We start from the raw sequence: 20,806 nt of genomic DNA, 5'->3' as shown, positions 1-20,806 counted from the left end.
TCGAGATGTTGAGCCGCACCGCTGATCACCTTTACTGGCTGGCGCGTTGTACCGAGCGCGCCGAGAATATGGCTCGCCTGCTCGATGCCTCGTACCAGATGTCGATGGTGCCGCAGCCGCTCGCCGTGCAGAACGAGACCTGGCGGGCGATTCTTGCCCTGAACAGCCAGGAGGAGGCTTTTGCCCAGGCCTACGACGCGGTCAATGCGGAAAACGTCCTGCGCTTTACCGTCGTCGATGCGGCCAACCCGTCGTCGATATACAGTTGCCTGCGCGCTGCGCGCGAGAACGCGCATGCCGTACGCGGCACGCTGACCGCCGAAGTGTGGGAGACGGTCAATGCGACCTGGATCGAACTCCGGCAGCAGGACGTCGATCAGATTCTGGCGCGCGGCGTCAGCGAGTTCTTCGACTGGGTCAAGCTGCGTTCGGCGCTCACGCGCGGGGTGACCTTCGGCACCATGCTCAGGGACGACGCCGTGCATTTCGTCCGCCTCGGAGGTCTGCTCGAGCGCGGCGACAACACCGCGCGCATTCTCGACATGCAATATCACATCCTGCGCAGCGGCGACGAGGGGGCGAGTGACTTCTATCGCTGGGGGGCCCTGTTACGGTCGCTGTCGGCGTTTCAGGTCTACCGCAAGGTGTATCGCGACGCGATCACACCCGCCCGGGTCGCCGAACTCCTGATCCTGCGCAAGGACCTGCCGCGTTCGCTGCATTCGTGCGCCGACGGCATTGCTCGCATGCTGCCCCTGATTGCCAACAGCGCCTCGGCAGAGACCCAGCGCAAGGCCGGCTTGCTGCATGCCAAGTTGCACTTCGCCCGTATCGACGACGTGCTCGCCGGAGGGCTCCATGAGTTCCTGACCGATTTCATGGATTGCATCTATGAAATCGGCGCTGGCATCAACCACGACTTCCTGCTTCCCGCCTGAGGCGTCGATCGTCGGCTGTCACCTCCTGTTTCATCGGCGCTCCGCCTCTGCGCTTCGCGGTCGCCGATGGACATTTGATCGCAGCGCCGGAGTCGTGCAAGATTCGCCATGGGGGTGGGGAAGGAGCACGTGGTGCGCTCTCTTGCCGTGCCGACGCAACAAAGCAGCATCGACCAAGGAGGAGGCATGGGCTGGTTTTCGAAGGCGGACCGGAATTTCTTTCTTGCTACCGTTGTACCGGGCACGGACAGCGTACGCATCGAGAAGTATCTGGGTGTCGTGAATGGCGAAGCGATCATCGGCGCCAACATTTTCCGGGATCTGTTCTCGTCGGTTCGCGACGTCGTCGGTGGTCGTGCCGGCGGCTACGAGCGCGCCCTTTCCGGCGCCCGCGATGCGGCGCTCGACGACATGATCGAGGCGGCGAAGGAAATGGGTGCCAACGGCATCGTCGGACTCGATTTTGACTACGAAGTGCTCGGAGAGTCCAACGGCATGCTGATGGTCGCGGTCAGTGGAACGGCGGTGCGCATGGCTTGACTGCGCATGCAACGGCAGCGCGTGGACAGTCGTGCCCTTGGCCGTCTGCCGGGCAGGGCGGCAATTGCAGGCTTCGCCTGTTACCGGCTCAGCTCGCTGCCCGCAACGCCTCCAGCGACCGGGCGCTGACGCCGAGGTCGCGCCAGTTGGCCGGATGACAGGTAAACAGCAGGATCTGGTGCCGGGTCGCGGCGTCGAAGAGCACCCGTTTCATTTGCGCCAGGCGTTCGTCGTCGCTATGCACCAGCGCATCGTCAAGGATTATCAGCGTCGGACGCCCGGCTTCCCTTAGCAGGTCGGCGTAGGCCAGGCGGCTGATGACGCCCATCTGCTCGCGGGCGCCGAAGCTCAGGCTTGCGAAGGCACCCGACTCGCTGCCGCTGCTGCCCACGCGCGTCAGCGGGCCGGGCCCGAGGTTCTCGTCGATTTCCACGCTGGCCTGCGCGAAGAGCAATTGCAGGTAGCGATTGAGGTGCCTTTGCAGGGGTGCCTGCAGCTTGCTGGTCAGCACGCGGCGCTTGTCGCGCAGCAGTTGCAGGAGATAGTCAAGGGCGCTGGCGCGCCGCCGCAGTTCTTCGCCGCGCCGCTGCGCCTGCGCCAGGTCGCGCGCCAGCTCGGCGCTGCGCTCTTCCAGCCCTTGTGCGCCCGCCGCCTGCAATTCGACGTCCAGGCGCAGTAGCGTGTCGCGGCGCTCGCCAAAGCGTTTCTCGTGCTGTTCGGCGCTCCTGCCGAAGCGCTCGACGTCCTGCTTGAGGATGTCGGGCCGCGCTTCGCTGACCTCTTGCTGCAGGGCTGCGATGCGTGCAGACAGCGTTCCCCGCTCGGCGAGCGCGTCCACCAGATCGTGATTTGCCCTCGCCTCGCGTGGCGCACGGTCGGGCGTATCGAGGACTACCCGGGCGCTTTCCAGCTCGCGCCTGGCCGCGGCGAAGCTGGTCTCGGCGTTGGCGGCCGCGAGCTGCGCCTGGTGCAGGTTGTCGTTGATCTGCGTCAGCGATCTGCCCGCGGCTTCTTCGCCGGCTTCCGCGGCGACCACCGGCGGCACGGCGGGCGCGCCGTCGACTGTCGTCGGCAATTGGCGCAACGCGGCCTCGATCTCGCCGCCCCGTGCCTGCTGGCTGGCCAGTTCGCTGCGTAGCGCGTCGACCCCCTTGGGGGCCAGCGCTTTCAGCGTCGCGGTCGCTGTCCTGACTTCGCCAAGTCGCTCGGCGTAGGTCCGCTGACGGGCTTCTGCCTCGTCCAGAGAGGCGAGTCCCAGGCGCTGCAGCGCGGCGGCATGGCGGTCGCCGAGTTCGCCTTCCTGGCGCCCGAGTTGCGCGAGGTCGCTGCCGCCGGGGGCTATCTCGAGCTTGCCGAGTCCGGGAAGCGTGACCGCCGTCGCCGCGAGCAACAGTCGCTCGCCATTGCCGCTCACCGACTCGCCGCCGATCGCCAAGCGGCAACCGTCGTCCAGCGCGAAGTGCAGCCGGGTTGCCGCAGCCGCCTGGCGGATTTGCAGTTCCCTGATCTTTTGTTGCTGCTCGCGCAGCGTTTCGAGGTCGGTGAGCTTGATCTCCGCGGCGGCGGCCAGGCGTTGCCGTTCCAGCAGCGTCGCCTGTTCATCCTCGGCCTTGGCCAGCGCGGCCGCGGCGCTGGCCGCTTTCTGCCCGATCTCGTCGAGCTGGCGTGTCAGGCTGCGGCGCGTATCTTCCTGGCGCGCCAGGCGCAGAACTTCGCGCGCCGCCTGGTAAGCGGCGCTCGCCTCGACGCGCTTCGCCGACCACCGCGCGACCAGCGAGGCGCTTGCCGACTGCTCCTGGCGGGCTTTTTCGAGCGTTGCCGCGCGCGTCTCGGCCGCTTGTTTCTGGCCGGCAAAGCTCTCGAGCTGATCGCGGAGCAGCTTGATCCGATCTTCGATCTGGCCCGCGCGCAGCTTCTCGGCGGCGTGTGTTTCTTCTATGCGCGCGATGGCAGCAAGTTTTTCGCTCGCCGCCTGCTGCTCCTGGCGGAAGTGCAGCCACGGCTTTTCCTGTTCGTCGAGGAGGTGTTCGCGGCGCAGCGAGCTGAGCGTATCGACCTTCTGACGGTAGCTGGCGATCTCGGCGGTGATCGCCTCGAGCTCGCTCGCCAGCGCCGTTTCGTGCTTGATGGCTGCGGCGTAGGCGCCACGTGGCGCGCCGGTCGCCGGGGTAAGCAGCTCGTTGCGCGCGCTTTCGACGCTGGCGATCACTTCGTCGCCGCCACTGCTGGCGACCTCGCCGAGCGACTCGTTCAAGGCGCTGCGCAGATGGTCGGTGGCGTGGGTCACCGACTCCCGGACCTCCTGTGCTTCGCCCTGCTCGATCCACAACAGGCCGGGGATACCCCAGTGCTCGGCGGCGCTGGCGCCGCGCCCGGCGTAGCGAAAGCCGAGCAGGTCGGCGAGATGGTCTTCGGCGTCGGCGCCGTCCAGGCGCTGGCTGCCGACCTGCAGTTCACAGCGCTTCTTGCCGAGAAAGCTCTTGCTCAGGCGGTAGTCCTGGTTGCCGATGGAGAAGTCGAGCTCGACGCTCGGCGTTGCCGAAGAATCGCCCCAGGGGCGGAAGTCATCGACGCTGCTCGAGCGATGGCGTTCGAAGAAGGCGGCGCGCAGCGCCGCAACGACCGTGCTCTTCCCCGCTTCGTTGGCGCCGGTGAACAGGTTGATGCCGGCGTCGAGGGCGCGTATTTCCAGTGCCTGCCGGAACTGCCGGAACTGCTCGATGCGTATGCGGGTGAGCTTCACGAGGCTCCGTCAGGCGTGGCGTCCGCGGCGCTTGCGCTGCTCTCCGTGCTGACCGCTGGGGTCCCCGCGTCGATTTCCCTTGCGCCTTTTCGTTGTCGCTGGTCAAGGATTCCGGCGAGCAGCGTCAGCGCTTCGCGGGCGACCTCCGCGCCGCTTCCCTGTTGCCGTGCGCGCAGCTCGTCAATGACCTCGCCGAGATAGCCGTCGGCGCGCAGGGCGTCGATGTCGTCGGCGGTCATTTCGAGGCGCAGCGCGGAGAAGTCGGCGAGCAGAGCAAGAACGCGGCCCTCGGCTTGTCCGATCGCTTCGCGCAAGCGGCGGTGGCCGGCCAGATCGGTCTGCCCGGAGACGCTGAGGTGCACGACGTCGTCGGGGGAAAACTCGCCAATACGGTGCAGCGCCAGGTCGACGTCGCTGTTCACCTGCAGCACCAGGGCATCGGATCGCCAGCGATGTCGTCCGACGCTGAGCGGCGTCACCACCGGCAGTGCGCGCGCTGCGGCCAGTTCGACGAGCAGCGCCTGGCCAGACTGGTTGGCCCGGAAACGATCGCTTTCCGGCGTGCCGCTGTACCAGGTTCGCGCGTCCACCTGGCGCGTGCCGTGCCAGTCGCCAAGCGCCAGGTAGTCGAGGCCCGCCTGCTCGGCACGCCCGGCGGCAATCGGGTTGGGCGAGTCGATGCTGTCGGCGAGGATTCCCTGGACGCTGCCGTGCGCCAGGCCGATGCGCAGCATCCCCGGCGGGGTCACGGCACTGGCAAACCATTCGCTGAGATCGTTGAAGGTGTTGCGCTGGGTCAGCGGCGCCGGCAGGATGGCGACGCCGAGCGCTTCCAGAAGCAGGGGCTCGGGCGCCAGGCACAGCGAGACGTTGCCGGGAATCGCCTGCAGGCGTGCGGCGCGCGTCCACACCGATTCCGCGAGCGCGGCGTCGTGGTTCCCTGGCAGCACTACCCAGCGACCCGAAAAACCGGCCAGGGCGTTGAACAGGCGGTGGATGGTCCGGTCGGCAACGCCCTGCGCGTCGAAAACGTCGCCGGCGACCACGACGAGATCAAGGGCCTGCTCGCCGGCCAGCGCCGCCAGGCGCTCGACAGCCCTGAAGCGCGCGTCGGCGAGCAGTGCCGCCTGGTCGGGCTCGAACTGGCCGAAGAGCTTGCCGATCTGCCAGTCGGCGGTGTGCATCAGTCTGAGCAAGCGGCCTCCTCGATCTGGTCGGCAGGCTTGCCAGCGATCGTCCTGGCGTTCCTTCGCGCGACGGACATCGCGACGGGGCTCCGAAGGGGCGGCGTATGGTTGCCAGTCTGGCCCGCCGGGGGCCGTCTGCCAGGGCGCACCGGTGCACGCCTAAGTGACGGCAAACAGGGTCAGCCTCATCGCCCGACTGCGGACGGCAAGCAGCTCCTGGTAGTCGGCACTGGCTGCCCACTGCGTCGCATCTTCCAGCGTTGGAAACTCAAGCTCGACAAAGGCGTCGAAATTGTCGCTATCGAGTTCGTTCCAGAACGCGTGCGCCAGCTTCCCCCGATAAATGACCTGGCCCCTGAAGCTCGTCACCGTCGCGCCTACCCGGCTGCGGTAGTCTTCGAAAGCGGCCGGGTCGAGCTGTTTGATCAAGCCGACGAGTTTGACGGTCATTGCCTGCCTCCTGAGCCTCGGCGGACCGGCAGGACCTCAGCGGTCCGGACGGCGAAAGCCATTGTCGATCCAGGCGCTGGCGCTGCCCATGCTGAGCTTGAAGCTCGGCGGCACGCGCACCTGCGCCAGTTGTTCGCCGAAATCGTCGCTGGCGCCGAGCAGGGCATGTGGATCGTACTCGTCGGGAACGATGTCCAGCGTCACCGTGATCCGCCCGGACGGCGCGTCGACCGTGATGCTCTTGTGGTGCAGCGCATGCAGCTGCTGTTCGTGGCGGCGCAGCACTTCCGCTGCCGTCTTCACCAGGGTGTGGAACGCCGCGCCGTCGAGCGGCTTGGGATTCCTCTTGTCGCGGCCCATGGTCCATGGCCCGACCAGGGCGGGCTCGGATTCGCCGTCCTTGAACATCTCCACGGCCCATCCGTCGCCGTCCTCGTTCTTGATGACGCGGGCGGTCCAGCCGTTGTTGATCCACAGGCGCGGCGAGTTCACCACGCCGGGCAGCTTGGCTTCGCCTTCTTCCTGGCTTTCGTTCGTTGTCATGGCTGAATTCTATCCCGCCATGGCGCGTGGCGCGATACAGGGCAGGTCGCGGCTACTTCTTGCCGTCCTTGGTCTGCGCGGTGGCGGCGCGGCTCTTGGCGTCCTGCTCGCTGGCGCTCGGTTGGTCGCCGAGTACGCTCTTCAGCGGGCAGATCTTGAAGGCTGGGCACTTCTGGCAACCAGCGACGATGGCAATCGGGCAAACGGTCACGGTCGTTCCTTTCGATGATCGGGAAAGAAAAGAGTATGAGCGTGATGGCGACGAGAAACTAGGGCGCGGCGCCTAAAGGCCGTGATTGGTGGTCAAGGCCGCTTCCCATCCCGGGCGTCGCATCGCCGAGCGACAGATTTCAGTGGGTCAGGGAAACCTCCTGGCCTGCTATTCGGCCCGCTTCACGCCTCACGACGAAGCTGGACCACTGCCCCTTGCGCATTGCTCGTTCGGGCGGCTTGCGCGACTTCAATGGTGACGATCGTCTTGCCGATCGGCGCGAGCGCAATGCCGGCAAGCTTCAGGTGCTGAATGGCGAACGGGATGCCGATGATCGTCAGCACGCACGCCAGCGCAGCGGTGAGGTGGCCAATTGCCAGCCATAGCCCGGCAAAGACAAACCAGATGACGTTGCCGACCAGCCCCAGCACACCGGTGCCGATGTCCTCTTGCTGATTGAGCTCGTGTCGACTGATCGCTTCCCTGCCGAATGGAAAGAACGAGAATTGACCGATCACGAAGCTCGCCCTGGCCCACGGGATGCCGACGATGGTCAGCAGGGCGATCAGGCCTGCCAGCCACCAGGCGAGGCCCATGACCAGGCCTCCAAAGATGAACCAGAGAAAATTTCCGATGCTGCGCATTGCCTTGGCCTTTCCTTGGCGTCCGTTGTTCGTGGACGGTATTGTGCCGCAAGATCTCGCCCAATCTTCGCGTACGTCCCCTATCGCCACCCTCGACCAACGGCTAGGCAAAGATGGTCTGCATCTCCTGAGCGTCGGCTTCGATCGCCGGCAGCAGGTCGGCATAGCGCTCGCGGAAGGCTGCCGTTTCGCCGGCGTTCGGGTCGACGTCCTGATGCAGCCACTCGAAATGAGTGCCGGCCAGGATGTTGCCGACATAAACGATGTCGGCCAGCGTCTGTATCGCCGTCGACGCTGTCAGCGCTGGCCGTGGCTGATCGTGATCGATCGTCGCGTTGACGATTTCCTCGGGCATGCCGAGGGCGCCGAGCAGCGAGACGCCGATGCCTTCATGCCACTGCATGATCAGGAAGCGCATGCTGTCGGGGCGCGCGCACAACTCCGGGTACTGGACCGCCCGGTAGAGCATGTAGAAAGCACCGAGATCGTGGACCAGGCCGGCCAGGAGGGCCTCGTCCTGGTTGATGCGCGTCTGGGTGCGGGCAAGAATGCGCGTCGCCGCGGCGGTTTTCAGGGTGTGATTCCAGAGGGCGACGGTGAGGTCGCTGAAAATCGCGATGTCCTTGGAGCGCATGAGCTGGCGCATGGCGATGGCCAGAGCCGTGGTGCGCACCAGGTCGACGCCCACGCGGGTGATCGCCGCCTTGAGATCGAGAGCCGGCGCGCCGTGGGCCTGGTAGAGGGCCGAATTGGCCAGCTGCAGCAGTCTGGTGGCCACCAGGGGCTCGAGGCTGACGATGCTGCTGATGCGCGTAATCGGCAGATCGGGATTCTGCAATTCCCGGCGCAGGCGGAAAGCGGCGTCGAAGCTGGTCGGAAAAACAACGTCGCCGGCAGCCAGTTCATCGGCGATATCCTTGATCATCTGGAAGCGTTGGGCGCTCAGCGCTTGTCCATGCTTGTCGGCAATAGGCTCTCGGCTTGCAGTCATGACGGGGTGACTTGCTCCTCTGGTTCTTCGGTCCTGGGATGGAAAGTGCTCGCCAGGGGCAACGACCCGGCGCAGGCAGACGCGCGTCGTCGTCGCTGTACAGTCTTCTCGGACGAGCGAGCGGCAAGCGGCCGATGACAGCGCAAAGGACGGCGCACCCGCCTACTGGAAACGGCAGGCACCCGGGCCATCAGGATGGCCACAGCTTCCGCAAGGGCCGGGCAGGTCGTTGGCGCTCGCAGTCGAGCCGGTGAGCGCGGCAAAAGCGGACAGCTTCTTGCGCAGGTCGCTGCTCTGGCAGTTCGGGCACGCCGCGGCCGGCGAGGAGTGACGCACCAGTTTCTCGAACTCCTTGCCGCAGGCAGAACACGCATATTCGTAAATGGGCATGATTTTTCTACTCCGGAGTATTTCGCGATGATGCCTGAAAGTCCGGCGCTTTGCGGGCGCCCTGTGGCATGCGAAGGAATCAGCACGGCAGGCGAGCCCGCGCCGGCGCATACTACTGCGGAACTGGAGGCATGGGAGAGGGTCTCTCGCATATTCCCGCTCGCGGGAGTTCGACTTTCCGAGCGTGAGCACAGCGCGTCCTCGCTTCACCACTTCCAGCGTTTCATCTGCGTTATCTCCCCGTCCGCGGCGGGGTAGATCGGCAGCAGGGTGTTTTGCCGTCTTCAGGACTGGCTGCTCATGAAGAATGACGTTTTTCTCAGTTACGCCGAAGAGGATCGTGTGCTGGCAGCCCAGATCGCGGCGGCGCTGACCGCCCGTGGCTGGTCGGTCTGGTGGGATCGCCAAATACCGCCGGGGAGGACCTGGCGGCAGACGATCGAGGATGCCATCACCGGAATGGGCTGCATGGTGGTGTTGTGGTCCACGCACTCGATACAGAGTCCCTGGGTCCAGGAAGAGGCCGAGGAAGGCCTGGCTCTGGCGCGCCTGGTACCGGTGTTGATCGAAAGCGTTCGCCCGCCGATGGGCTTTCGCAGCATTCAGGCTTGTGACCTGCGTCAGCGGGACGGAGAAATGACGTCGGCAGCGGGCTTCCAGCAACTGCTCGTGGCCATCGAAGCGCTCGTTGGGGTTGCATCGAGCCCGGTTCGGGAAACCATCCGGCAGGATAGGGAAAGCACCGCCACCGAGACTCGGCAGGTGCCGGCAGAGCTGGAACGAGGCGGCCGCCGAATGGCCTTCATTCTGGTCGCTTGCGCGGTGGCCCTGGCGGCGGCAATTGTTCATTATGCCCTGCCTGGACCTTCGTCGAATACTCGTGAGGCCGTCGTTGTGCCGGCGCCGCTTCCCCGGTCATCTTCGCCGGTGGACGTACCTGCCAGCGCCGAGTTGGCCGCTCCCGGCACATTGCCATCGGCAACGGCCCCCTCAGCCGCGCCGTCCGAGCCCAGGAAGGTCGTTGCCGCAGCGACGGCGCGGCCGGCCACGGCCGCGCCCCGGCAAACACAGAGCATCAAGGAGCCGCGCTCACCGACGCTCAGCATACGCTGCGCGGCGATACGCGATCGACGCGACCTTGGTGACCCCGTAAGCCCCTCGGAACTGAAGGAGTGTCGATTATGAAGCCGCCCATTCCATCCGCTGTCCGGCTGCCTGCCCTGGCCCTGCTGGCGCTGCTGCTCGCCGCTTGCAGCGAACTGCATCGCCCTGGTGACTCGTCGGCAACGCAGACTTCGCCATCGGCAACGGCAGCTCCCGCGGCTGCGCCGGCAGCCGCGATGAAGGTCTTGCCGCACGGCGATGCCGTGTTGGCGGCAGCCAACGCCCTTTTTACCACTACCAAACTCGCCGAGGGTGCCAACCGGGTGAACGTGGTTATCGATCCGCTGGTCGATGGCGTAACCGGCGAGCAATCCACTGCCACGGTGGCCATGGGGCAACGCATCGGCGAACTGGCGAGGAGCCGCTTTCCGCAGTTCAATATTCAGCCCTTCCAGGCGGACACTCTGGCGGCGAGCCCGTTGGTGCTGGTCGGTACGTTCACGCCGGTAAACAGCGAAGGGAAAAGCGAAGGCGATCGTGAGGCCTTTCGCATCTGCCTGGCGCTGGCCGACCTCAAGACGGGCAAGATCGTCGGCAAGGGTGTGGCGCGATCACAGATTCGCGGCGTCAACACCACACCCACGCCGTACTTCCGCGACAGTCCGGCGTGGGTCAAGGATCCGCGGATCGACGGTTACATCCGTACCTGCCAGGGCAGCAAGGCAGGCGATCCGATTCCGCCCGCCTATCTCGACGGCCTGTTGACCGCGAGCATCGTCAGCGAGGCCATTCAGGCCTACAACAGCGGGCGCTATCGCGACGCGCTCGAGCGTTACGAGGCGGCTGCCGCCAGCCCCGCCGGCTTGCAGTTGCGTGTTCTCAATGGACTCTACCTGGTGCGTAGCCGGCTCGGACCAAAAGCCGCCGCCGAGCAGGCGTTCACGCAATTGGTGGATTTCGGGCTTGAGACCCAGCACCTGGGCATGAAGTTTCTCTTCCGACCGGGCAGCACGGCGTTCGTCACCGATTCGCCCCTGTCGCGCTCTTACGGAGAGTGGTTGCGTATAATCGCCCAGCGCAGTACCGTCAAGGACGCGTGTCTCGAAGTATCCGGCCACACCAGCCGCACCGGTCCCGCGCCACTCAACGAGAGGCTTTCCCAGTTGCGGGCGGAGTTCGTGCGCAACAAGCTGATCGACGCTTCGCCAGCGCTCGCCACCAGGACGCTCGCGGTCGGCATGGGCTTCAGCCAGCCGCTGGTCGGTACCGGACGCGACGACGCCAGCGATGCGCTCGACCGCCGAGTGGTGTTCAGCGTGATCGCTTGTCAAGGTGCCGGCGGGAAGTAAAGCGCCAACCCTACCAACGTCCCGTGCACCTGGCACGGGAAAGGCTCAGCTACCGCATGCAGATCAACCGTTTTCTTCTCGCGCTTTCACTCAGCCTCGTCGCCGCAAGTGCCCAGGCGAGTATCTATGGTTACGTCGACGAGCAGGGCGTCGCGCATCTGGCCACCGAGAAGATCGATTCGCGCTACAAGTTGTTTTCACGCGGCAATGCTCTGCAGCCGTCGTCAGCGCTGGCCATCGAAGAGGAAAGGCCTGAACTGTCGCGCTATTTTTCTCAGCATCCAAACCTGAAGAAGTTCGAACCCCTGCTGAAAGCGGCAGGCAAGGACTTCGCTGTCGAATCCGCCTTGCTCAAGGCAGTCATGGCTGCGGAGTCGGGCTTCAATCCGGAAGCGATCTCCCCCAAGGGCGCCATCGGCCTGATGCAGATCATGCCGGCGACGGCCGAGCGTTATGGCTTGCGCGGCGACAGGAAGAAGACCCTCGAAGAGAAGCTGACCGACCCGGAAATCAACATCCGTCTGGGTGCGCGTTACCTGCGTGACCTTCAGCGCATGTTTCCAGATCAGCAACATCTGGTGCTCGCTTCGTACAACGCCGGCGAAGGCGCCGTACAGCAGTACAAGAACACCATCCCGCCTTATCCCGAAACCCGCAACTACGTGCAGCTGGTCACGCAGATCTACCAGTTGTATCAACCTCGGGCAGCGATACCAAGGACCAACGCCGGCGTCGTCACCAGCACTGGAGCAAAGGACAAGCGCCTTCGCCTGACCATTCCCGGGCAGGCGGCGCCAGCGGCAAAGGCGGCCAGGGGCAATTAAACCCGCGCCTCACAAGGTCTTCAGGTACTCCACCAGCGCGTCCTTGTCGGCCGCTGACAAGCCTGTCCCGAACTCATGCCCCTGGCTGCTGCCGGCCTTTCTGCGGGTGTCGAGCCGGGTGCCGACGCGCTGCGCCGCCGGCGTATCGGTCACGAAACCGACCTTGGTCTGGTCGTAGACGTCGTATCCGCGCCAGAAAACCGTCGGCCGCTGTGCCGCCGGTTCCAACAGGTCGCGCAGCGTCGGCACCGAGCCGTTGTGCAGGTACGGCGCTTTCAGCCAGATGCCGTCGAGAAAGGGGGTGACGTAGCCGATCAGGTCTTCCTCGACCAGGCCGCGGCGTTCGAGTCCCATCTCCTTGACCACCTGGTTGGCCTTGATCGCCGCGTCCCTGTTCCAGGAATCGAGGCGGCCACGGTCGGTGCCGACCTCGGCGAGCGGTAGCGGCCGCCCGGTGAGTTCGCTGGCGTGGCAACCGGCGCAGTGGGCGTCGAACACGGCTTTACCGGCCGCCGCCTTGTCGGCGTCGATGGCGAAGGGGTATTTCGGTGGCGGCAGTTCGGAGAGGTAGCTGTGCAGCCATTGCACCTGGGCGACGAAATCGGCCTTGTTCGCCGGTGCGGCGCCAAGCAGGCCGAGGGCCGAGTCCATGATCACCGAATAGGCGTCGCTGCTGTCGCCGGCGTAGTTCATGCGCTGGCCGTTCTCCCAGACGTACTTCTTGAGGTTCCACACCGAGGGCATGTCGGTGGGGCCGAAGGTGTCGTCCATCGGGGCGCCGATCATGAAGTACTTGGTGAGGTTCATCGCGTCGTCTCGGCCACGTCCCCAGTCAGGGAAGTCGGGGCGGTAGATCCAGGCGAACTGTTGCTCGCGTTCGAGCAGGCGCTTCCTGGTGATCGGGATGACGAAGAAGCGGTAGAGGACCTGGTCGATGATGTCGAGATCGGTGACGCGATTGATTTCGGCCATCAGGATGTCGGCGTTGAAGCGCGGGTCCTTGGCGCAGTCGATCAGATAGCGGAAAAAGCCTTCGACGTTGGTGGTGTGCGCCGGTCCGCCGACGACGAAAACCGGCGTGGAGTCGGGCGACTCCCGGTAGCTGGTCGTGTGGCAGACGGCGCAGTTGTTCGCCACGCGTGGAAAACCGATGGTTTTCTTGCTGAAGCCGGCCGGCAGTTCCTGGCCCTCTTCCCAGGGAACTCCGAGCGAGGCGTAGCCACCGGGAAGCACCTTGCCGTCCTGCGTCAGCTTTTCGGGAAAGACGCGCGGCAGGACGTAGAAGATCCAGTAGGGGATGCCGGCGTCGTGCTCGGCGCCGATCGATCCGTACTTGAAGCGTGTCTCGAAATCGGCGCTCACCCAGTCAGGTTGCGGGTGTTCGCGGAAGCCACGGTCCCAGGCGATCCACCCGCCAATGACCACGGCGACAATGATCACCACGCCGATGGCGCGGAACCAGGTTCTGCAGGATCGCATGCTCATCGTGGGCTCCTCAGAAGGTCTTCATGAATTCGACCAGCGCGGTCTTTTCGTCGGCACTCAGCTCGGTCCCGTAGGCCTTGCCCTCGTGGCCGCCGTTGCCGTTGCCGGGGACCGCGGTGTCGAGAAGGAAGAACGGCTGACCGTTGCGCTGCGCCTGGTCCGAGACGAAGCCGACCTTGACCGGGTCATAGACGTCGTTGCCGCGATAGAAAGTCGCGGGGCGCGCCGCAGCGGGTTCGAGCAGGTCGCGCAGGCTGGGCACCGAGCCGTTGTGCAGGTAGGGCGCGCGCAGCCAGATGCCGTCGAGCGGCATGTTGGCGTAGCCAAAGGTCTTGCGGAAGTGGGTGAACCGCCACGGGTAGCCGGCGTAGAGCGTCGCCTGGTTCACCGCCAGCGTGTAGGAGTAGGAATCGAGGCGTCGCCGGTCGGTGCCGATCTCGGCCAGCGGCGTCACCTTGCCGACCAGCTCGCCGCTGAAGTCGCTGCCCGACGCACCGTGGCAGCGGGCGCAGTAGGCCTTGTATATCGGCGCGCCGCGCAACGCCAGTTCGGCGTCGACCGGGAAGAACTGGCTGAAGCTGGGCGGTGAGACATCGAGAATCCAGTCCTCGACGCGGCCGATACGTTCCAGGTCGATGGTCGGCGGCGTCGTGCCGGTGCCAAAGGCGGCGCTCTTGTTGCGCTCCTCGACGGTGGTGTTGTTGCCGTCCCAGTGGAGCTGCATCTCGTGCGGCTCTTTGCGCTGGCGTTGCCGCCACAGCGAGGGAAAATCGGCTGGCGCGTCGAACTCGTCGGGGTCGAGATGGGCCATCGGGAAGTTGAAGATCACTTTCGCCGAGTTGAAGGTGTCGACGCGTCCGGGCCCCCACTCGCGCTGCTTGAAGACCCAGTCGAAGCGCCCGGCGAGCGCCAGCACGCGGTCGCGCATGATGGCGATGGCCACCGGATAGACGATGTAGCGGTCGAGCAGGTCGAGTTGCCCGCCCTGGCGTTCAATCTCCGGCAGGATGAATTCCTTGGCGAACTTCGGGTCGGCGGCGCAGCGGAAGAAGAACTCCTCGAAGCCCTTCATGTTGAAGGTCGCTGCCGGCATGCCGAGGACGATCGTCGGCGGCTGGTCGGCTGCCGTGCGCACGGTGCTCGTGTGGCAGACGGCACAGTTGACGAAGACACGGTCGATTCCCTGGTAGCGGCGCTGCGAGGTGCCGATCGGCAGGTCGCGGTCGCTGCCGTCGGCGTTCTTCTCGAAAACCATTCCCAGCGACTGGTAGCCCTTGCCGGGCAGGTATTGCGGGCAGACATTGGGCAGCGCACGCCAGATCCAGTAGGGGAAGCCCATCTCGTGCTCGCCACCGGTGGACCCGTACTTGAAGTGTTCGGCCGGGCTGGCATAATCCACCGCCACGTCACCGGCAAAGCGCTGGACCAACCAGATGACGACCAGCAGCGGCAAGACGACGGTGACGATGAAGAGAATGATGAAGCGTCGCTTCCAGGGGCTTCTTGCGGCTGCTTGCGGTTCGTTCATGCTGTGTTCCCCTTTTTCTCGTTCTCAGTGCGCTGGCAGGCACGGACGTAGAGCCTCGTAGCCGCCAGCCAGCAGGGTTGCGAGTTGCGGTGGGCGACCCGTCTCGGCGCGTAACCATTGCGCCACCTGAGCGAGCATGGCGGCGCGCACCGGGCTGCTGCGCCATGCCTGGGTGTCGCTGGCAAAAGCCGGCAACATGCTTTCCGGTGGCATTGGCGTCTTGGCGCGCTGCGCCGGCGCCAGGTCGGCCATTGCCAGGCGGACGTAGAGGCGTTGGGCGCAGTGGCGGAGGCTGGCGCCGACTTCCGCCGGAGATCCGTGGAGAAAATTCGGCGGAAAGGTTTCGGCGCTCTGGTGGCAGGCGGCGCAGTAGGGTTGAAAGCCACGCAGGAGCGGGTCACCGCTGCTGCCCGGCGCCTGTCCCGGCGCGACGGCGGCGACCTCCAGCTGCGCTGGCGGCAGGTGCTCGGCGGCCGCGCAGCAGGGCGCCGCGGCCGGCGCGCCGAATTCGGCGAACAGCGCCGAAAAAAGCGGCCGGCGCGGGAAGGGATCGGGTCCGAAAAGAGTCGCGGCTTGCGGACCGGCGGCGAGGCGGTCGATGGCCTGTTGCACGATGGCGAAATCGTCGCGGATTTCCAGCGTCGCTTCGCCGTCGACCAGCCCATCGCCGCCAGGCGTGGCGCCCGTGCCGCTAGCCAAGGTGGCTTCGCTGCGGCGAATGGCGATCGAGTGGATCACGTTGGCGGCGGCGTTTCTCGCCGGCAGCCCGTCTACGCGTGGTGCCAAGGTTGCGCCGGCTGCGTTCGCCGCCGTGACGAGGGTCAGTTCCACATCGTTCAGGGCGCTGCCGCCGGGCAGCGCCAGCCTTGCCAGCCGGCCGCCACTCGGCCTCCCGGCGTGCACCGACAGCGTTCCGGCGAGCAGGGTGCCATCCACCGCGGAGCAGCGCAGCGACCAGCGCGAAGCGACTCGGGTGTCGATCCGGCAGGGAACGCTGAGGCGCTGTGCCGCCGGTGGAGCCGATGGAGTGGGTGGTGTCAGCCGCTCCAGCGCACTCGCCAATTGCCGCCGGTCAGGGTCGGAGACGAACTCCGCCAGGCCGGCCACCAGCTGCCGCAGCGCGTCCGCAGCGTCGGGCCGCCAGAGCGCCCCGGGCGGACGCGGCAGGAGTGGATCGAAGCGCGCCTGCACCTCCGACAAAGCCACGCGAGCGGCCGCGTCTGCAGGCCAAGTGCTCGTCCCCTGCAGGGGGTTGCGGTTGGGAATGTCGGGATTGCCGCTGGCCAGTCCGCCCGGCCAGCGGCGCCGCGCCTGCGCGCGCAGCGGCTGGTCGACCGAGCGCTCGAAACGGGCATCGGGCGTCCACGTCTGACCGCCGGCGAGGGCGTGCCGCAAGGCGGCCGTAAACAGACCCGCACGGCAGCCTTGCGCCTCGGCGCTATTGCCGCCGCAGCCCTCGCGCCACAGGCGCTGGGTGAGGGCAAAGCCGTTGGCGCGCTCACTGGCGTTGTCGATGGCGTAGGGAACGTCGATGCCGCGCTCGGGGGGAATGCCATAGAAGCTCTGGCCGCTGGCCAGCAGCGCTGCGGCGACCTTGGCGTTGGCGTTGGTCTCGTCCCATAGAGCGCGCGAAAAGATCGGCGCGCCGTTCTGGTGGCAGGCGAAGCAGATCGTCCGGTTGGCGTAGGCCAGACGCGGCTTGCCGCCGGCACGGTAATCCTTGAGCAACAGGAACTCGAAGCGGCCGGCAGCCTCGTTGTAGCTGATGATTTCGACGACCGCCGACTTTTCCTGGTAGCCAAGGTAAAGGCGATCCTTGAGCAGCGGCACATCGCCCGCTATCGGCGGGCTGTCGACGGCGACCACCACGCGGGGAGAGGCGAAGTAGTCGGGGGCGGCGGCTGTCCGCTGCAGCGAGCGGCCCAGCGGAATCAGGACGCGCTTGGCCGGTGGCAGTGGGCTGGCCGGATCGCGCTGGAGCTGGGCGTCGATGCGCGCGAGCAGAGCCTCGAAAGGAAACGGCACTTCGATCTCTGCCGCAACACCGCGCCGCACGGCAAACATCTGCTCGAAGAGCGAACGCCCGTGGCTGGGCAGATGCTCGCCGGGATCGGCCGGATCGACCACCGGCAGCGGCAGCGCTTCAGTCGCCCGCACCGGCATGGCGCAGATTGCTGCGGACCCCGCAGCGAGGCCGAGCAGGATCGCCAGCGAGGTTGCGGACAAGCGCATCGTCAGCCTCCATGCCCCGGGCGCGCCTTGCTCAGGGCTTGCCGGGCTTGGGCGGTGCAGCAGCGATGACGCTGCGTTGCTGCGTTCCCGGCCAGCAGTCTTCCTGCACCTTGCCGGTAGCAACGAAATTTGCCCGCGCCTTGTCGTCGGTGTCCTTGTCGTAGAGCGTGAAGTTGAGCGCGAAACCACGGTCCAGATAGGCGCGGCCAAGGTAGAAGCCGGGACGGATCATGCGGATCTCGTCGCGCACCTTGAGGCCTCGCCGGCCGGCGAGATAGTCGGGGTTTTCCTGGTAACCGGCGATTTCGTCGCTAAAGAAGTAGTCGATGATGATCGATTCACGCCGCGAGTCGAGCAGGCTCTGGCCGCAGTAAAGCTTGGCCGGGAAGAGCAGCCAGGTCTCCTTGCCCGCGTAGTTCATTTTCTTCGGCTCGCCTTCGACCAGGCCGACCTTCTTGAGCAGCGACAGGTCCTCGATGCGGTTGCGCAGCACGCCCTCGTCGCGGAAGAAAACCTTGCCGCGCCAGAGCACTTCGCCGATTTCCTCGACGACCAGCCCCTTGAGGTGCAGGACGGTTCCCCCGAAGCCGCCGACGAGCTCGGAAAGCCGGAACTTGCCGCTGCTTCCGCGCGGCAGCAGAATGCGGCCCTCGAAAGCACCATCCGGGATCGGGCCGGCCGTCAGGCGGGCGTAGATCTGATCGATCTGCTCCTCGTCGAGCGTCGCCAGGTAGTCGGGCGTGATCTTGGCCAGTTCGGCCGGCGGAATCGGGAACTTGTAGTCCACCTGCGCCAGGCTCATTTTCGTTTGGTAGCTCTTGGCGTAGGGCGCGAAAGTAATCTCCGGGGGTTCGGGCTTGCTGCACGACGCCACCCCGAGGGCGGTGAGCGCGGCGAGGGCGATACGAGCAATCCGACCGAAACGTACTCCGCCAGGCAGCGAGTCCAGGCGGCCCGGGGTCAAGGTGTGCGGCAGTCGCATGATGTGATCTCCCGTTTCCTTACAGCGTGGCGAGGAAAGCGGTGAGCGCTTTCTTGTCGGCCTCGGAAAGGTCCTCGCCGAAGCGGTGACCCTGATTCTCGATCTCCTCGGTGCACGTCTGGTAATTGGCACTGATGAAATCGCGTTGCTCGCGCAGGATGTCGACGAAGCGCGACGGATTCTTGATGATCTCGTCGGCGATCGTCTGCAGCGTCGGCAGAAGGCTCGCCTTGCCAGCCGCTTCGAGCCGGTCCGGGTGGCGCTTGGCGAGGAACAGGTCGCCGATCAGCTGTTTGTGCATCAGGCCGTTGAGGAAACCGGCGCTGGTGCCGGCCGGGATCTTCACCTGCCCGAAACCGAACAGCGGCTTCTCGGTCTTGCCGTCGAGTGGTCGGATGCCGACATCGATGAGCAGGTCGGCGTTGGTCAGCGTCCGTTTTTTGCCTCTCTCCTTCGGGTGGAGAAGTTCGAACATCGACAGCTTGTAGAGGTCGAAACGGCCCTCGACGCTGGGATCGTAGCGCAGGCAATCGGGCTGTTGTGCGAGCAGCTGGCCGCCACTGTCGACATAGCGTGCGCGGTGGAAATCGTTGGCCTTGTTCGCCGGCTTGCCACAGATTTCCGGCCCGATGGCGTTGTTGTGCATGAATGGCGCGGTCGCCCAGATATTGACCAGCGAGACGTTGCGCATGTAGCCACGACCGGCGTCCTTGAGTTCGTCGCGTTCCGGAATGTCGGCGACCACCGGGCGCTCGCGCAACGTCTCCGATGCGGATTCCATGTACAGGTTGCCGGCTTTGTGGTTGGAGTGCAGCGAGCGGCAACGGAAAGTGCCGACTTCAGTCACCGGTGTCGCCTGATCGTTACCCAGGAAATCGGCTCTGATCTTGCGCGGATGCGCTTCGCTGGCGGCGGCGAAATCGCGGTTATTGAACGAGCCACCTTCGCTCTCGGGAATGCTCGAATGGCAGCGCGCGCAGTTTTCGGCGAAAACGAGCTGGCCGCGGCCCACGGCGCCGGCACCGAATTCGGTTTCCAGGTCGCGGACCAGATCGGCACGGCTGTAAGCCACGCTACTTGTTCCCGCCTGGCGAACGTTGGCCAGCGCTGCGTAGAGGTCGGTCTGGTCCGACTCGGCCGAGGCAAAGAAGTCGAGCACGTTCTGCAGCCGGTCCTCGACGGCCCGGAAGTTCGGGCAATCGCGCCGGCACTGGCCGATGTCGAATGGCGTCTGCCCGAAACCACGTTGCTCCGGATCCACCTCGCGCATGTCGGCGAGGTGGTTGACCCAGCACTGCTCGGAACACGAGCCAATGTTGAAGTACACGCGCTGGATCGCCTCCAGCGCACCGGTCGAATCCTCGCCGCCCTTGAGGATGTGATGGACGCCGGGCAGGACGACTTTCTTGCCGCCCAGGTTGACCGGCGTGACGTCGTCGTTGCGCGTGCTGCGCTGCCAGCACTTGCCGTCGCGACCCGGCTCGCACCAGCACTTGCTCTCGTCGCTCTCGCTTCCGCAGCTTGCCGCCTTGCGCCATTTGGTCACCACCTCGCCCTTGAATACCGGCCGCTGGGCGACATTGATCAGCGCGTTGATGGTCCCCGGATTGTTGACCTGATCGTGCGAAATCGCCGAAGTGTCGGTGACGCCGGGACGGGCGTGCGCGAACATCTGGTACTCCAGGCTGCTCATCGGCAGACCCGAGCCGAGCAGTTCGGACATCCGCGTGTATTGATTGCCGATCAGTCCCTTGATGTTCTCCCACCTGGGATGTGCCGGGTCGGCGGGCGGGTTGAGCGGGTCGAAGGCGATATGGCAGGAGCCGCAGGAGGTGCCGATCAGGAAGGGTGGCTCCACCGAGCCGTCGGCAAGTCGGCTCACCCGCTGGTCCGATTCGATTCCGGTCTTGGCGATGAGCGGGCTGTCAAAGCCCGACCAGCTGCCTGACTCGCCGTTCAAAGCCTGCCACTTCGCGGCGTCGAAGCGCGGGTTGGGAAACTTGCGAATCCCCAGCGCACCGGTCGAGGTGCCGAACTTGAGATCGCAGGCCGAGTGCCGCTGGTCGACCTTGCCGCCCTGGCTGTGCGGGTCGTCCGGGTCGAGGGCCGCGTCCTTGAGGCCGCAGGCCGGGTCGATGTAGCCGGGCTTGCCGACGTACTTCAGGAGCACGTCGTCGCCAGGGCACCAGTCGAAGCCGTAGGTTTCCGCGGCTGACTTGGCCGGGCAGTCGGGGTCGCCCGGCTTGCAGCACGAGGGGTCGTTGATGATTCCCCAGGCCCAGAAACGATCGTCGCGCTGGTCGGCACGCAAGACGCGGAACCAGTCGACCAGGACGCCAATGCGCTGCTGAAAGGTATAGGTATGGAAGCGGTCGTTGCCGGCAGTGGCCTTGAACCAGATCAGCCGTCCGACGCATTCCGATTCACTGAGTCCTTCGCGGGCGCAGGCTTCGTGATACGGAGCATCCTGATCGATGATCGACGCTTCCGGAAGCGCTTGCGCGGAAGCTGCGGCAAGCAGGCCTGCCGGCGCGCCTTGCGCATGGGCATCGCCGATATTGACACTGCGCTGGTGGAAAACGCCAATACCAGTGCCGAGAATGAGTGTGGCCACAAGAGCGGCAAACAGATTACGTTTCATGCGTTCTCTCCTGACGGGCACAAA

Annotated in this window: 18 protein-coding genes; 5 read left to right on the top strand and 13 right to left on the bottom strand. The window is 65.6% G+C overall.

Features of this window, described 5'->3' with window-relative positions; translation table 11 throughout:
• Positions 1–5 precede the first annotated feature (5 nt).
• Both QZ613_RS16875 and QZ613_RS16870 read left to right on the top strand, forming a co-directional pair.
• Positions 6–938 carry an alpha-E domain-containing protein gene (locus QZ613_RS16875; protein WP_043569734.1) on the top strand — a complete coding sequence of 311 codons (933 nt, stop codon included), beginning with the start codon at positions 6–8 and terminating at the stop codon, positions 936–938.
• A gap of 186 nt (positions 939–1,124) precedes the next feature.
• Positions 1,125–1,478: a heavy metal-binding domain-containing protein gene (locus QZ613_RS16870; RefSeq protein ID WP_291864566.1), complete on the top strand. Its 354-nt coding sequence runs from the start codon at positions 1,125–1,127 to the stop codon at positions 1,476–1,478.
• Positions 1,479–1,566: 88 nt separating this feature from the next.
• Here the strand turns inward: QZ613_RS16870 and QZ613_RS16865 are convergent, their stop codons facing one another.
• The 8 genes from QZ613_RS16865 to QZ613_RS16830 all read right to left on the bottom strand — a co-directional run bounded on the left by QZ613_RS16865 (position 1,567) and on the right by QZ613_RS16830 (position 8,637).
• Positions 1,567–4,221, bottom strand: a complete 2,655-nt coding sequence (locus tag QZ613_RS16865; protein WP_043569732.1) for an AAA family ATPase — start codon at positions 4,219–4,221, stop codon at positions 1,567–1,569.
• Positions 4,218–5,417 (bottom strand): DNA repair exonuclease, encoded by a 1,200-nt coding sequence (locus QZ613_RS16860; RefSeq protein WP_291864560.1) that lies wholly within the window; start codon positions 5,415–5,417, stop codon positions 4,218–4,220. The genes QZ613_RS16865 and QZ613_RS16860 overlap by 4 nt, the downstream gene beginning before the upstream one ends.
• A 150-nt stretch (positions 5,418–5,567) precedes the next feature.
• Complete coding sequence (locus QZ613_RS16855; RefSeq protein WP_043569730.1) at positions 5,568–5,858, bottom strand: DUF1330 domain-containing protein; 291 nt, start codon at positions 5,856–5,858, stop codon at positions 5,568–5,570.
• A gap of 36 nt (positions 5,859–5,894) precedes the next feature.
• Positions 5,895–6,401, bottom strand: coding sequence for a hypothetical protein (locus QZ613_RS16850; protein ID WP_043569728.1), 507 nt, complete (start codon positions 6,399–6,401; stop codon positions 5,895–5,897).
• 52 nt (positions 6,402–6,453) lie between these two features.
• A complete protein-coding gene (locus tag QZ613_RS16845; protein WP_291864555.1) occupies positions 6,454–6,612 on the bottom strand; it encodes a hypothetical protein in 159 nt (52 codons plus the stop codon).
• 182 nt (positions 6,613–6,794) lie between these two features.
• Positions 6,795–7,256, bottom strand: a complete 462-nt coding sequence (locus tag QZ613_RS16840) for a YccF domain-containing protein (protein WP_043569725.1) — start codon at positions 7,254–7,256, stop codon at positions 6,795–6,797.
• Between the two features lie 103 nt (positions 7,257–7,359).
• On the bottom strand, positions 7,360–8,247 hold the full coding sequence (locus QZ613_RS16835) for an HDOD domain-containing protein (RefSeq protein WP_043569721.1): 888 nt from the start codon (positions 8,245–8,247) through the stop codon (positions 7,360–7,362).
• Between the two features lie 162 nt (positions 8,248–8,409).
• Complete coding sequence (locus QZ613_RS16830; RefSeq protein ID WP_291864551.1) at positions 8,410–8,637, bottom strand: zinc ribbon domain-containing protein; 228 nt, start codon at positions 8,635–8,637, stop codon at positions 8,410–8,412.
• Positions 8,638–8,937: 300 nt separating this feature from the next.
• Between QZ613_RS16830 and QZ613_RS16825 the strand changes: the two genes are divergently transcribed.
• The 3 genes from QZ613_RS16825 to QZ613_RS16815 are packed head-to-tail and all read left to right on the top strand — an operon-like array spanning position 8,938 to position 11,914.
• A complete protein-coding gene (locus QZ613_RS16825; RefSeq protein ID WP_291983314.1) occupies positions 8,938–9,822 on the top strand; it encodes a toll/interleukin-1 receptor domain-containing protein in 885 nt (294 codons plus the stop codon).
• The gene (locus tag QZ613_RS16820; protein ID WP_043569716.1) at positions 9,819–11,090 is read left to right on the top strand and encodes an OmpA family protein; all 1,272 of its coding nucleotides are present in this window, start codon (positions 9,819–9,821) and stop codon (positions 11,088–11,090) included. The genes QZ613_RS16825 and QZ613_RS16820 overlap by 4 nt, the downstream gene beginning before the upstream one ends.
• A gap of 56 nt (positions 11,091–11,146) precedes the next feature.
• Positions 11,147–11,914, top strand: coding sequence for a lytic transglycosylase domain-containing protein (locus tag QZ613_RS16815; protein ID WP_043569713.1), 768 nt, complete (start codon positions 11,147–11,149; stop codon positions 11,912–11,914).
• 9 nt (positions 11,915–11,923) lie between these two features.
• On the opposite strand, the gene QZ613_RS16810 is transcribed toward QZ613_RS16815, so the two are convergent.
• The 5 genes from QZ613_RS16810 to QZ613_RS16790 are packed head-to-tail and all read right to left on the bottom strand — an operon-like array spanning position 11,924 to position 20,782.
• Complete coding sequence (locus QZ613_RS16810) at positions 11,924–13,399, bottom strand: c-type cytochrome (RefSeq protein ID WP_043569711.1); 1,476 nt, start codon at positions 13,397–13,399, stop codon at positions 11,924–11,926.
• Positions 13,400–13,409: 10 nt separating this feature from the next.
• Positions 13,410–14,927 carry a cytochrome c gene (locus QZ613_RS16805; RefSeq protein ID WP_291983313.1) on the bottom strand — a complete coding sequence of 506 codons (1,518 nt, stop codon included), beginning with the start codon at positions 14,925–14,927 and terminating at the stop codon, positions 13,410–13,412.
• A gap of 24 nt (positions 14,928–14,951) precedes the next feature.
• A complete protein-coding gene (locus tag QZ613_RS16800; RefSeq protein ID WP_291983312.1) occupies positions 14,952–17,159 on the bottom strand; it encodes a hypothetical protein in 2,208 nt (735 codons plus the stop codon).
• A gap of 31 nt (positions 17,160–17,190) precedes the next feature.
• Positions 17,191–18,141, bottom strand: a complete 951-nt coding sequence (locus QZ613_RS16795) for a hypothetical protein (RefSeq protein WP_043569702.1) — start codon at positions 18,139–18,141, stop codon at positions 17,191–17,193.
• A 19-nt stretch (positions 18,142–18,160) separates the two neighbouring features.
• The gene (locus tag QZ613_RS16790; protein ID WP_043569700.1) at positions 18,161–20,782 is read right to left on the bottom strand and encodes a hypothetical protein; all 2,622 of its coding nucleotides are present in this window, start codon (positions 20,780–20,782) and stop codon (positions 18,161–18,163) included.
• Positions 20,783–20,806: the final 24 nt, after the last annotated feature.

The organism is Candidatus Accumulibacter sp. ACC005, assembly GCF_907163215.1.
Taxonomy (GTDB): Bacteria; Pseudomonadota; Gammaproteobacteria; order Burkholderiales; family Rhodocyclaceae; genus Accumulibacter; species Accumulibacter regalis.
This window is presented reverse-complemented; position numbering and strand designations above follow the sequence as displayed.